Source organism: Acinetobacter sp. CE-15 (assembly GCF_051059255.1).
Classification (GTDB): Bacteria; Pseudomonadota; Gammaproteobacteria; order Pseudomonadales; family Moraxellaceae; genus Acinetobacter; species Acinetobacter guillouiae.
Genome location: NZ_CP192737.1, coordinates 1,656,810 through 1,669,558 on the forward strand (window position 1 = coordinate 1,656,810; position 12,749 = coordinate 1,669,558).

Annotated in this window: 19 protein-coding genes; 8 read left to right on the plus strand and 11 right to left on the minus strand. The window is 36.3% G+C overall.

Annotated features, from left to right (window positions below):
* Window positions 1-2: 2 nt before the first annotated feature.
* The 11 genes from trpC to ACQ7EO_RS07630 all read right to left on the minus strand — a co-directional run bounded on the left by trpC (window position 3) and on the right by ACQ7EO_RS07630 (window position 7,336).
* The gene (gene trpC, locus ACQ7EO_RS07580; protein ID WP_262086256.1) at window positions 3-809 is read right to left on the minus strand and encodes an indole-3-glycerol phosphate synthase TrpC; all 807 of its coding nucleotides are present in this window, start codon (window positions 807-809) and stop codon (window positions 3-5) included.
* A gap of 18 nt (window positions 810-827) precedes the next feature.
* A complete protein-coding gene (gene trpD / locus ACQ7EO_RS07585) occupies window positions 828-1,874 on the minus strand; it encodes an anthranilate phosphoribosyltransferase (RefSeq protein WP_434279294.1) in 1,047 nt (348 codons plus the stop codon).
* A gap of 18 nt (window positions 1,875-1,892) precedes the next feature.
* Window positions 1,893-2,477, minus strand: a complete 585-nt coding sequence (locus ACQ7EO_RS07590) for an anthranilate synthase component II (RefSeq protein WP_004724599.1) — start codon at window positions 2,475-2,477, stop codon at window positions 1,893-1,895.
* Window positions 2,478-2,590: 113 nt separating this feature from the next.
* Window positions 2,591-2,857, minus strand: a complete 267-nt coding sequence (locus ACQ7EO_RS07595) for a hypothetical protein (protein WP_419305833.1) — start codon at window positions 2,855-2,857, stop codon at window positions 2,591-2,593.
* 9 nt (window positions 2,858-2,866) lie between these two features.
* Window positions 2,867-3,130, minus strand: a complete 264-nt coding sequence (locus ACQ7EO_RS07600; protein ID WP_419305835.1) for a hypothetical protein — start codon at window positions 3,128-3,130, stop codon at window positions 2,867-2,869.
* A gap of 57 nt (window positions 3,131-3,187) precedes the next feature.
* Window positions 3,188-3,457, minus strand: coding sequence for a response regulator (locus tag ACQ7EO_RS07605; RefSeq protein WP_434279295.1), 270 nt, complete (start codon window positions 3,455-3,457; stop codon window positions 3,188-3,190).
* Complete coding sequence (locus ACQ7EO_RS07610; protein ID WP_434279296.1) at window positions 3,454-4,797, minus strand: hypothetical protein; 1,344 nt, start codon at window positions 4,795-4,797, stop codon at window positions 3,454-3,456. Before ACQ7EO_RS07610 ends, ACQ7EO_RS07605 begins: the two co-directional genes overlap by 4 nt.
* Before the next feature lie 12 nt (window positions 4,798-4,809).
* On the minus strand, window positions 4,810-5,592 hold the full coding sequence (locus ACQ7EO_RS07615) for a hypothetical protein (protein WP_434279297.1): 783 nt from the start codon (window positions 5,590-5,592) through the stop codon (window positions 4,810-4,812).
* 2 nt (window positions 5,593-5,594) lie between these two features.
* A complete protein-coding gene (locus ACQ7EO_RS07620) occupies window positions 5,595-5,897 on the minus strand; it encodes a hypothetical protein (protein WP_434279298.1) in 303 nt (100 codons plus the stop codon).
* Window positions 5,897-6,364, minus strand: a complete 468-nt coding sequence (locus tag ACQ7EO_RS07625; RefSeq protein WP_434279299.1) for a hypothetical protein — start codon at window positions 6,362-6,364, stop codon at window positions 5,897-5,899. The genes ACQ7EO_RS07620 and ACQ7EO_RS07625 overlap by 1 nt, the downstream gene beginning before the upstream one ends.
* A gap of 216 nt (window positions 6,365-6,580) precedes the next feature.
* Window positions 6,581-7,336: a S24 family peptidase gene (locus tag ACQ7EO_RS07630; protein WP_434279301.1), complete on the minus strand. Its 756-nt coding sequence runs from the start codon at window positions 7,334-7,336 to the stop codon at window positions 6,581-6,583.
* A gap of 131 nt (window positions 7,337-7,467) precedes the next feature.
* Between ACQ7EO_RS07630 and ACQ7EO_RS07635 the strand changes: the two genes are divergently transcribed.
* From ACQ7EO_RS07635 to ACQ7EO_RS07670, 8 genes are all read left to right on the plus strand, one after another.
* Window positions 7,468-7,674, plus strand: coding sequence for a transcriptional regulator (locus tag ACQ7EO_RS07635; RefSeq protein WP_434279302.1), 207 nt, complete (start codon window positions 7,468-7,470; stop codon window positions 7,672-7,674).
* A gap of 84 nt (window positions 7,675-7,758) precedes the next feature.
* Window positions 7,759-8,100 (plus strand): hypothetical protein, encoded by a 342-nt coding sequence (locus ACQ7EO_RS07640; protein WP_434279303.1) that lies wholly within the window; start codon window positions 7,759-7,761, stop codon window positions 8,098-8,100.
* Window positions 8,101-8,161: 61 nt separating this feature from the next.
* Window positions 8,162-8,467: a hypothetical protein gene (locus ACQ7EO_RS07645; RefSeq protein ID WP_434279304.1), complete on the plus strand. Its 306-nt coding sequence runs from the start codon at window positions 8,162-8,164 to the stop codon at window positions 8,465-8,467.
* Window positions 8,464-9,501: a replication protein gene (locus tag ACQ7EO_RS07650; RefSeq protein ID WP_434279305.1), complete on the plus strand. Its 1,038-nt coding sequence runs from the start codon at window positions 8,464-8,466 to the stop codon at window positions 9,499-9,501. Before ACQ7EO_RS07645 ends, ACQ7EO_RS07650 begins: the two co-directional genes overlap by 4 nt.
* Window positions 9,498-10,961 carry a DNA cytosine methyltransferase gene (locus tag ACQ7EO_RS07655; protein ID WP_434279306.1) on the plus strand — a complete coding sequence of 488 codons (1,464 nt, stop codon included), beginning with the start codon at window positions 9,498-9,500 and terminating at the stop codon, window positions 10,959-10,961. Before ACQ7EO_RS07650 ends, ACQ7EO_RS07655 begins: the two co-directional genes overlap by 4 nt.
* Entirely contained in the window at window positions 10,962-11,363 is a 402-nt protein-coding gene (locus ACQ7EO_RS07660) for a DUF559 domain-containing protein (RefSeq protein WP_434279307.1), read from the plus strand.
* A 4-nt stretch (window positions 11,364-11,367) separates the two neighbouring features.
* Complete coding sequence (locus tag ACQ7EO_RS07665) at window positions 11,368-11,856, plus strand: hypothetical protein (RefSeq protein ID WP_434279308.1); 489 nt, start codon at window positions 11,368-11,370, stop codon at window positions 11,854-11,856.
* 101 nt (window positions 11,857-11,957) lie between these two features.
* Window positions 11,958-12,659 carry a hypothetical protein gene (locus tag ACQ7EO_RS07670; RefSeq protein ID WP_434279309.1) on the plus strand — a complete coding sequence of 234 codons (702 nt, stop codon included), beginning with the start codon at window positions 11,958-11,960 and terminating at the stop codon, window positions 12,657-12,659.
* Window positions 12,660-12,749: the final 90 nt, after the last annotated feature.

A 12,749-nucleotide genomic window follows, 5' to 3' on the forward strand; every position in this document is an offset into this window, starting at 1 on the left:
AATTACACTGTTTCAGGCAGACCAAACAACGCATTAAATGCATGATCAGGGCGTGGTTGCTTCATAAAGCTTTCACCCACAAGGAACGAATGAATATCGTGTTCTTGCATCATGCGCACATCATCTGGTGTTGCAATACCACTTTCAGTGATCAGTAAACGTGAAGGTGGAAGTAACTTCTTCAAACGCAATGAGGTATTTAAATCGACATCAAAGGTTTTTAAATTACGGTTATTCACACCCAGTAAACAACGCTCTGAAAGTTGCAATGCACGTTCCAGTTCAGCCTCATCATGAACTTCGACCAAAACATCAAGGTTCTGCTCAAATGCGGTCTTTGACATTTCTTCAAGTTGTTGATCTGACAAACAAGCCACAATTAATAAAATACAGTCGGCATGTAAAGCACGCGCTTCGATAACGCCGTAAGGATTAATCAAAAAATCTTTACGTAGTGCAGGTAATTCACAGTGACTACGGGCGATCTGAATATTTTCATCAGCACCTTGAAAGAAATCTAAATCTGTTAAAACAGATAAGCAGGCTGCACCGGCTTGCTGGTATTGTTGAGCAATTTCAGCAGGGTTAAAATTTTCACGAATGATCCCTTTTGATGGTGAGGCTTTCTTTATTTCAGCAATCACACCTGGGCGTTTACTGTATAAAGATTTGGCAAAACCACGCACAGGTGTTGCAGCTTGGGCAAGCGCTTCAACATCGTTTAAACTACGTTGTTTTAAACGTTGAGCAAATTCTTCGTATTTACGATCAACTATTTTACCCAACATTGTATTGGCAATATCCACCATGATAACGTCCTCTAATCCTTAAGCTTCATACTCTTTGAGTGTTTTGGTAAATTCAGACAAAATGCCCATTTTTTCTAAAGCTTGCCCACCATAGATAATATCATGTGCTAAAGCGACACCTTGTTTATAACTCTTGGTTAGACCTGAAACATAGATACCAGCACCTGCATTTAATGCCAGCATACTGGCTGCTTTTTCACCTTTTGCTGATTTCTTCTTACCGAGCGCATCTTTGATTAATGCTAAGCTCTCAGCAGCACTATCAACAGAAAGACCAGTTAAGGTTTGAGATTCAATATCTACATCTTCTGGCTGAATCATCCATTCCGTGATTTCACCATTTTTTAATTCAGCAACATAAGTCGAGGAAGCCAAACTGATTTCATCTAAGCCATCTTTAGAATGAACCACCATGACGTGTTCAGCCTCCAGTTGTTTTAAAACTTCGGCCAGTGGACGACACAATTCTGTTGAAAATACACCAATCACATAGCGACGTACCCCAGCCGGATTCGTAAGCGGGCCAAGGAGATTAAAAATACTACGGAAGCCCAATTCTTTACGTGGGCCAGCCGCATATTTCATCGCTTTGTGGTGATTTGGGGCAAATAAGAAACCAACCCCCATTTCACGGATGCAACGTTCTGTCTGGTGCATATTTAGATCAAGGTTAATCCCGGCCTGTTCTAAAAGATCAGACGAGCCTGATTTAGAAGAAACACCACGATTTCCATGTTTTGCAATAGTTGCACCTGCTGCCGCAATAACAAATGAAGAGGCAGTAGAGACGTTAAATAGGTTTTGTCCATCACCACCCGTGCCAACAATATCAATTAAATGCGGGATATCCCCCACATCAATTTTAATTGCAAACTCACGCATTACACGTGCCGCAGCGGTGATTTCGTCAATACTTTCACCTTTTAAACGAAGTCCCATCATAAATGCACCAATTTGGGCATCTGTGGCTTCACCACGCATAATGGTACGCATCACTTCCTCCATTTGAGGTTGAGTGAGTTCGATATTTTTAGTGATGTTATTTAAAGCTTGTTGAATATTCATTATCTTGTACTACGCATATTAAGCATAAATTTCTAAAAAGTTTTTAAAGATCTGATGACCATGTTGACTCAGAATGGATTCTGGATGGAACTGCACGCCTTCAATTGGCAATGTCTTATGTTTGACACCCATGATTTCTTCGATAGAACCATCTGCTTCATTGGTCCAGCAAGTGACTTCCAGACACTCAGGCACACTGGCTTGATCAATCACGAGTGAATGATAACGTGTTGCTGAAAATGGAGAAGGCAAGTTGCTGAAGATCCCTTGGTCACTATGATACATGTCAGATAAACGACCATGCATCACCGTTTTGGCACGCACAATTTCGCCGCCAAAAGCCTGACCAATCGCTTGGTGACCTAGGCACACACCGAGTGTTGGAATTTTTCCTGCAAAATGCTGAATTGCAGGGATAGAAATTCCTGCTTCAGAGGGTGAGCAAGGACCAGGACCGATCACTAAGTACTTTGGTTGCCATCGTTCGATATCCTCTAAGGTCACGGCATCATTGCGAACAACTTTAACGTCTTGGTTTAACTCGCCAAAATATTGGACAATGTTATACGTAAAGCTATCGTAATTATCGATCATTAGAAGCATATCAAACTTAACCTTCTGAATTTTAAAACTAATTTTAAACTAGTGCTAAATCGTACTCAATTCTGTACTCAATGTGCTTAAGGTAACTTATTATTGGATATTAAAAAGCCACCTTAATTGGTGGCTATATTAGCACTGTTTGTCGTATCTTTTACAATGGTTTGAACATAACTCAAGAACCAATAACTCTTACGACCATCCTTAAAAGGGCGGGTAATAAAACCCTCCCTGATTTTACGGTCTAAGGTTTCAGGCTCTATATTTAGTAAGTGGGCGAATTCGGCTCGCCCAATTCTTCGTTCCTCTTTTTGGTTTACCAGTTGCTCCACAAGATTGGTTAAATGCTGAAGAGACTCTGATTCAATTTTTAGCGCACCCATTTCATCACCTCAACAAGCTTTCTTTCTAGAGCGTTTAATATCATTAGCCATAGAAAGAGTAGATTTTATAATTAACCTTTCAGCTTGATTAACATCATCAAGACTGTTCATATAACTAGCGATCGCATTACCAGCTATGCAAAATCCAAATTCAATTGCCATTTGTGGATCTGTCTTTTTTAGATGCTCAAACATAGGCCCAATCATTTGCTGGAACAGTTGTTCTGCAACTTCAGCGGGTGTTCCTTCAAGTTTTAAACTTGCTATATCCATTACATCCACCATAAATCTAAATTAATAATTACGTACCCATTTAATAAAATCATCACTTCAAGCAGCATTAGAAACCCTTCCATGTTTAGTCCTCAAAGTTATATCTGGTGAAGATAAGTGCTCCTCAAATTCCTTACCTAATTCAAAAGCTGCTGTATTCCCATTTAAGCCATCAGTTACCAATACATAGTGATGTTTCTTTTTGATTCCACGGTCGCTAATGCGCGCCGTGAAACCTTTAAATTTAAGATTTTTAACTTCATATCCAAGCTTTTCCAACCAAATTTGAAAAGCTCTTAAGTTTTTGGTTTTAACTACAGTTTTCAATTATTAGCTTCCCATGGTATGTCAGTTTCCATCATGAGGTCTGTTCGCCGTTGACTTACATAGCTCTTTAAACTTTCCTGAATTTGAGGATCACATTCGCTTATTTCATCTTCAAGTTTTGTAAGTTCAATCAAAGTTTTTGCTTCTTGAATCCTTACCATTAATGATGATTGGGATTTCTCTGGTGGGTTAAATTCAGCTAAACGTTTATGGATAGCATCCATAACTGGCTTTCGTTCTTCTTCAGTCCAATTCATTGTGTATTTGTATAGGGCGTTTGCTTCTTTAGGAGTCTCAACTATCTTTAAACGTTCTATCAACTCATCAAGAACCGATTGATATGGATGCAATGCAGGAGAATTATCATCTGCAATTAATGAATATTCTGTGGTGGTCAATTTTTCCTGAGAAACGATTGTGATAGGTTGGCTTAATTCAGACAATTTACTTTCCTTAGCCATCGTAATTTCAAGCATTTGTTCAGCTGAAAACCCTTGAGTATCAAGATCCCTTAAAGTGATTTCAATTTCTTGCTCAGACTCACAAGAGTTAATTCCATCTATATAAATTTGATGGTCTAAGCTTGTTAATTTTGGCGCATATTGTTCAGGATCAAGCTCTATCAACTTATCCTCTGTTAGCTTACATAGATGTTGAGTATGTTCACGCTCTAGATGACCATTCGCAAAAAACACCGGGCGTAACAAAAGAACAGCTTCTGTCGTAGTACAGTTTGCAATTTGCGCTGCAAATTTATTAATTATTAAGGTAGGATCTGTTTCAATTTCTGAAACTTCTTGAATAGTGAATCCTTTACGGCTTTCAGTCGTTGGCACTTTAACAACGTCTTGAGCTATTTCACTAGTTGACTCAGCTTTTTTACGTGTAGTTTTTTTGGATTTAGCTTCAGGTTTCATGAATTCTTGAAAATTCACAACTTTTAAAACTAAATTATTATTTATACCAAGTAAGCTTTGTATAGCTTTAGCTTGATTTTGGGCACTTTCAAAGTCACGCTGAACCGAACCATTTTTTACTGCTAATACCAATTCTTCATATTCAGGAATAAATTGTCCTTTAACAATACTTCCAGTATTACCCAGTAAAAACACATCTTGTCCTTCTGAAAGTTCTTCCAGAGAATAAGGTTTTAAGAATGTGTATCCATTAATTGAGATTTCATCAATCTTGATACAAAACTCATAATTCTGCATAGCAAAAACAGTAGCTGGGAATTGATCAAGATCGTCAAATTCCATCAACTCGCCTACAGCACGACACATGATATTTTTACCAGCAATTAATGCTGCGAAAGCTTCATTTCCATTTAAAATGTTCATTTTTTATTTTCCTCAATGCTGCATTTGATTTTGTTGTTGAACTTGGTTTATCGGTGGCGCTTCACTCCATCCCATTTGATCTGCTCGAGCACGGCAGGCTTTTGATATACCTGACTCGTATTGAGTGCCTTTGAACGTATTAATTGCTTTATCAAGGGTTTGAGGATTTTTCGCATCTTTAATAGCTTTTAGAGCATCGTTAAAACGCTGAGCCAATGGCTTTTGTTGCTGGCCACTAGCTTGATTATTTTGATTGCGATTCGGTTGTTGAGCCTGTCTCGAGTTTTGCTGATTATTTTGATTTTGAGAGGGCTGTTGTTTTTGCTCATTGTAATGTGCGGCAGCCATTTCTTGATATTTCCAGTCATCCCAAATACCTGAGAAAATATCACCAGCAAAACCAATAAAACTAAGTGCCTTAACCATTGCATCTGTTACTGATTTTTTAGGGGCATCTTCGTCATAAATCATTTTGCCTGTATTGGTTTTATACATGGCCATTGTTCCGCCCATATGTTCCACTGAACACTTTTTACCTTCTTGCATATACCAAACACGGACAGTTGCATAATGCATCATTGTTTCGGCATTACATTGTTGAAAACCTTGTTGAACTATTTCAATTCCCCAACCTTGGCCACAAGGGCCAAAAGTTTCTGTAGCACGTTGAACTAACCAATAAGGTTGAGGCGATGAGCCTTTATAAGACTTACCAGTAATGGGTTTTACTTTGCTTGGATCGGTAATGCTTAAAGAATTCCAAAGATCCATGTTTGTATTATTTGAATTTGTCATAATTATGCTCCAGTCCATCCCATACGTTTTTTATACGCACGACGTTCGTAAGAGGGGATATTTGAATTTTGAAGACCAATAGCCAATGCTTTACGCTTCTGAAACTTGCGCTCACGTTGAAAATTAAGGCTAATCCAAGGTTTCTCTAAGTGCTCTGCGAATTCGATAAGGTACAAATAGCCTGATTTACTAACTCGGTAGATTTCACCATTTTTCTGAATGTATTCAGACGAATAAATACGCATGCGAAATTCACCGTTTTCATCGCTGATGAATTCTGATTTTTTTGGAGTTGATGTATTCATTAGACAGCCTCCACCATACGGTTACGTTCGATGTAGTTAACTATCACTTGATTGATATTTCTGTGATCGTTGTAATCTGTGAAGTCGCGGTATTCCTTGCCGTTAATATCTTTAATTTGATCTATCGCAAGGTTTGTAATTTCGATGGCTGTAAAATCTGAACCTGGTACACCGTAATTGTCTTTATGAGCCTCTAAGTCAAAACTGACTTGTACAAAGAAACTATCAAGCTTGATTACTGCAATACCTGATTTATCAGATGTAAGTTTTAACGCTTGGATTCCATACTCTGAGGGAGTCACGTTTGGAACATTAACTGGTGGTTTGTATTCAGTAGCTTTTTGATCAATTACTAAAGCAATTGCGCCAGAAGTTAATAGACCGCTTATTAAAGCGACTTTGAAAAATCCCATAGGCTGTACACGATGTGTAACAATGGGATTGATTGAATGCGGTTTTGTGTTCATAATTAACCTGTAGTAAGGAAAAGCGCATTAGATTTCGAGGTCGGTGCGCTTTTTTGTTATCTGGTGAAATAATTATGCATATATGCATTAAATAATGCAATATAGAATTATGCATAATTGCATTATTTTTTTAATTCTTATGTTACAGCCATAAAAAAAGCCCACTTTAAGTGAGCTAAAACGATACTTATAGATTAATTGATTTTTTAATACTGATTAATTGGCATTAGGATGTTCATGTTTATGCTGGCTAGGTGGAACAATATCTGTAATAGCTGTGATGCTTTCCACATCATCCATATCAAAAGTAAGGCGTTCACCGCCATTCACTGCCAATAAATTAAGCACATTGTTGTGAATCCCAATAAATTCTTTGATCGTACAACGACCATCTTTTAAACACACTTGAACAAATTCAGATGGAGTAAGCACAGCATCTGGATCACAAACAACATACCATCCATTGCGAATAGCTGGATACATAGAATCTCCTGTACCCTTTATGCCATAAGCTTTATCACCCGCAGAATGTGTCGGAATATAACCGTCTCCACCATTACCTTCGTAACCCATATCGGTAAAAAAGCCATCCATACCCATTTTGCTATATGCTTTTACTGGAACCCATCTTTTTGAAAGTACGATTGGTTTTTCTATAACTCTTGAAAACAATACAGCATCTTCACTGTCTGGAATATTGTATTGTTTTTTGAAAGCTTCTATATCAAATTCCTTAAAACCATCTGCATTATTTTCAGATTTACTTAAATCTTTATCAAATAAGTCACTTACTGTAACTCCCGCCCATTCAGCAAAGGGTTCAAGAGTAGACCTTCTAGGGTCTTTAGTTACGCCGCTTTGAATACGAAAAATAGTGGATTGTTTGATTCTTGGGTTCTGTTGCTCAAGATCATTAGGGTTTGTTTTATGTTTTTTTAGAAGAAATTCAATATTCGATATTAAGTAGCTCATAACATTACAACCTTTGTTTTAAACATATTCTATGCGAAAAAGCATAAATAAAAAGAAATAACCCACATATGCATTGACAATTATGCAAACACGCATAAAATATAAAAATCATAGTGTGAGGAAATTTAAAAATGACCCTTAAAGAGAAAATTCAACTTTTACATTCAAAAGGGTACACCCAACAAAAAATCAGTCTTGAAACAGGAATTACACAAAGCTCTGTTTCTCGAATTTTGAAAGAAACCCAACAAAGTGTTCAATACGAAAAAGGACGAGCACTTGATTTGCTTGTAGCAAAAATATGTTCGTCATCTTTAAGTACTTTGGACCAGTTATGAATTTCGAAAAGAAGATCAGCACACTAAGCACGATCCTTAAGTTAGGGACTAACTTCGATCTTCTTAGATAAATAGGAGAACTTTATGACAACGGTTGTAATCGAGCAGCCAAAATTAGATGTTTTGGCGTCAACACGACTTCCTTCTAATTGGAATGAAGCAATTGAAAACAATAGTGTAAATCGAAGCGATTGGATTAGAGAAGCAATTAAACAAAGACTCATAGCTGAAAACCTAATTGTTTTAAATGAGTCTAATTTTTCACATAAAAATGAATGTAAACAAACGTATACATTGAATACTTCGTACACATCAAAGAATTCAAATGTATTCAGGAATGTATTCAGAGTTTTTGTAAAACAACTGGCACAAAAAAAGCCTGAGATTGCGGCTCAAGCTTTTTCTGCTCATTCATCACAAGGATAAACAATGAAGATCTTTAATTTAGCACAGAGGACAATTACTGGCAAATTTTCGTGGGGGTTATATGACAAATAGAGCCTTTCAGAAAGCACCTGAATCTAAGCAAGTGCAATGGACGCAATCATGGTTTGAGCCTGCATTGAATTCGCTTGAAGGTATTTTAAATGTCCGCCGTTCGAATTTACGCAAGATTAAGCGTGATGAATCTAATGCAGCAGTAACACGGGATGAATTCATAGAAATTTTAACTTGTGAACATCGTTTAACCATTTATCAAGCTAGTGAGATTATTTCTAGTTTAAATCGTGCAGGTGAAATTTTAATGTTTGGTCGATTCATTCAAGTAAATGATAAGGCTGGTGGTGTATGAGTAAATTTGTGCCCAATTCATTCATGGTCGCAAATGCATTTGTTGACCATGCTATGAATAAAATTAGCGATGCTTCATGCAAGGTATATCTCGTAATAGTAAGAAAGACTCGTGGATGGACTAAGGAGTGTGATGCACTTTCTTTGACTCAACTAGAAGAACTTACACGTAAAAGTCGCCCAACCGTTGTTAAATGTTGCAATGAATTGGTTAGAGTAGGTCTTGTAAAAAAACATGATCAATCAAAATATGGCAACGTTTATTCATTACTTGATAACTATGATATTGGTGAATTATTTAAGTTCCCTAGTAAAAAATATTTACTAGTTAAAGAATTTACATTGTTTAAAAATGAGCTAGTAAATAATTTTAACTACCCATCTAAAAGGACAGGGTATGATCAATTAATAGGCGATATTTACATAAATTTCCCTAGTAAAAAATCTTTACTAGTAAAAAGTTTTAACCAGACTAGTAAAAATATTTTACCTCTACTAGTAAAAATTTTTAACACACAAAATACAACTATCAAAAGACACTATCAAAATAATAAAAACGATTGGATTGATTTTAAAATTTTGAAATCTCAAATTACTTCGATCAATACGAACGTAAATGCTGAGAATATAATCAATGCTTCTTGGTTAAATCTCGAAATTTTAGCGTTTGAGGATTTCAACAAGGATCGCAATCATTCAGATCAAATGAAATTATTTTTCTTAGGTCAGTGGTTAATTCGTGCGTATTACAAATATGAAAAATTAAATAAACCTCACCAACAGTCAAAATCATTAACTGATCAACAAGGTTCGAACGAGGTCAAATTTGCTTCAATCAATCAGCTTTACATGTTTGCGAATAAACTTGCTCATTTACCCGAAGTAAGTAGCAAGTTCAGCTCACCTGGTGAAACTTATGAAAAATTAGCAGGGCGTATTGCAGCAAAACTTTCAGATCCTAAAGAGCGCCAAAGTTTTAAGCCTTACCTTGATCAACTTGGGTTCAAGTCTAAAGTTAAAAGGGCAGTGGCATGAATTTTAATTTATTACCCCATGAATTAATCGTTGATAACTTTGCAGGTGGTGGGGGGACTTCAACGGGGCTTGAGCAGGCATTTGGTAGACCTGTAGACATAGCAATAAATCACGATGCTAAGGCTTTGGCAATGCATCGAGCAAATCATCCGGAAACAAAACATTATTGCGAGTCTGTATGGGATATAGATCCAATTCAGGTTACTGGTAATCAACCAGTTGGATTAGTTTGGTTAAGTCCTGATTGTAAACATTTTTCTAAAGCTAAAGGTGGTAAACCTGTTGAGAAGAAAATTAGAGGATTAGCTTGGGTGGCATTACGTTGGGCAGCTAAAGCGCGTCCACGTGTAATCATGTTGGAAAATGTAGAAGAATTTAAAACGTGGGGGAGGTTGGCAGAAGATGGTAAGCCATGTCCTAAGCGAAAAGGCGAAACCTTTCGCTGTTTTGTGAACGCATTACGTCATCAAGGATATGAGGTCCAATGGCGTGAATTAAGAGCATGTGATTATGGAGCACCTACAATTCGAAAAAGATTTTTCATGGTAGCTCGTCGAGATGGATTACCAATTGTCTGGCCAAAACCAACACATGCAGATCCAAGATCGGTTGCTGTAAAAAGTGGAAAATTAAAACCTTGGCGTTCTGCAGCTGAATGCATAGATTGGTCAATTCCTTGTCCAAGTATTTTTGACCGAAAAAAAGCATTAGCAGACGCTACATGTCGCCGTGTAGCGACTGGCCTTGTACGTCATATTATTAATAATCCTGATCCGTTTGTAATTAATAATAAAAAAATTACAGCACCATTAATGACTGAAATTGCAAATACATCATCACCAAGATGTATGCCAGCAAATGAACCATTAAGAACTATTTGTGCTCAAGTGAAAGGTGGCCATCATGCATTGGTAACTGCCTTTCTAGCAAAGCATTTTACTGGAGTCGTCGGGAATAAAATTACTGATCCTGTAAGTACTATTACTGCCAAAGATCACAATAGCCTTGTTACAGGAACATTGGTAAAGCTTAGGAAAGGTTGTATAGGACAAGATGCAAAAGATCCATTACATACGATTACCTCTAGTGCAGGCCATTTTGCTGCTGTTCAAGCATTTTTAACTGCGTTTTATGGCAACGAAAAAGATGGGAATAGTCTAAGTGATCCATTAAGAACAATAACGGCTAAAGAACGTTTTGGCTTGGTTATGGTCAAAGGGGTATTACACCAAATCATTGATATTGGCTTACGCATGTTACAGCCAGTTGAATTGTTTAAAGCACAAGGATTTCCACTTACTTACATTTTTAGTTATGGAATTGATGAGTTAGGGCAAACCATTAAATTAACCAAAACTGAGCAAAACAGAATGGTAGGAAATTCAGTTTCTCCTTACCTAGCTAAAGCTTTGGTTATCTCAAACTTTAAACATGAAAATATTCTAAGAGGTGCTGCATAAGTGGAAAGCATCTCAATTGCTGAATATAAAAAGAAATACGCGCCTAAGGTGAAAAGAAAATCAAAGTGTAGTAATTCATTAAAAAAAGAACGTGTTGTAAGTGATGGTGAAGCAACATTAATTCAGCATTTGAGAGCTTACGGAATCGAATTTAGACAAGAGTATCAGTTCAATGAGAATCGTAAATGGAGGGCTGATTTTCATATAACTGGTACCAAGATTTTAATTGAGGTTGAAGGAGGTATTTGGAGCAATGGCAGACATACAAGGGCGAAAGGTTACATAGCAGATATGGAGAAATATAACTCAGCTCAGGAACTGGGTTATTTAGTGTTTAGGTATAGCACTGAACAGGTGAAAAGTGGCAAGGCAATTGAAGAAATTAGACGGTTGAAAAGGTGATTATATGAATGCAGCAATTACAATTATGCAGGCAACAGATTGGAAAAAGTACAGCTTTGAGGAATGGTGTCGCCAATTAGGGGCTTGGATAAATGGTGATAATGAAACAATGGTACGTATTGTAAAAACAATGCCAACAAAGCGAATTACTCAAAAGCAGAGAGAAAGACTGCTCGCTATGTATATAAATGATGAGAGTTTAAAGGATCGCTTATGTGTTCGTCGTCGTGGTACTTGTTGTCAACTGAATAGCAATGAAGCACGGGCATTCCAAAGATTGTTTTTAGATGTGCAATTGATTGAGGATGAAATTCTTCAAGAATGGATTTCTTCAGTATGGTCACATCATGTAATAGGTAATTCTTTAAGAGATATTTCTTCAAGTAATGACACAGCAGTGAATCAGATCAGACAAGATATTAAATGCGGACTGGCTTTTATTAAGAGTCGTTATTCTCATTTTGTCTTTGAAACTTTCGAAAAAACCGCTTGAGTGTGCGCACAGGTTATGGCATATTTGTGATAACTTGGTGATTTTTATATTGCCGCCGTCTAAAAACCTCGATATTCGAGGTTTTTTATTGGAAATTTAAAATGTTAATAAGATTAGATGTTCCACTTAAAATAAATCTTGAACTTGCTACTTTGATTTTTTTTGCTGCTATTGGGTATGCTTTTCTGATTAAAATAAATTTTTACTCTACTTTAGGGGTATCTTGGTTTGCAGGAAATCTTACGCCAAGTTACTTATTTTTTTCATCTGTGTCATACGTTATTGCTGGATGCTTAGGTGGTGTTTTAGGCTGGTTTTTACTTACATTGAAAAATAAAAGTTGGTGGAAATATTTGTTGTCTTTTTTAATTTTAATTTTGATTTGTATGGCTATTGTGATTTTGAGTTTGACTAATTGGTTGTATGCAACCCTCGGTATTTATACTAAATATATTTCATGGACTTTTTATATTTTATTAACTGCTTATTATGTTTTTAATTCTCTATTTCAACTTCAATATGCAGACAATAATAGGCTTAATTTTGGTATAATTTTTATGATTATCAGTGCTTATGTGATAGTTCCTTCGTTGTCTGGTTCTCTGGAAGCTAGAGCATTGCTAAAAAATCCATCTTATATTACATCAATGATAAAGATAAAGGATGATACTAATAATTGGTATTTAATTGATTATGTAAATGACAAAGCAATAATAATGCAGGGAAACAAAACACAAGTTTTTAAAATTATAGAATATAAGGATATTGTCCAAATAGATAACAGTCTAGTTCAAGTTAAATAATTTATTTCATTCTTAAAATAATTCTACTAACAAAATAACTACTTCATAGTGAGATTTTTTATTAATTGTGCTATAAATTTATCCTCAATA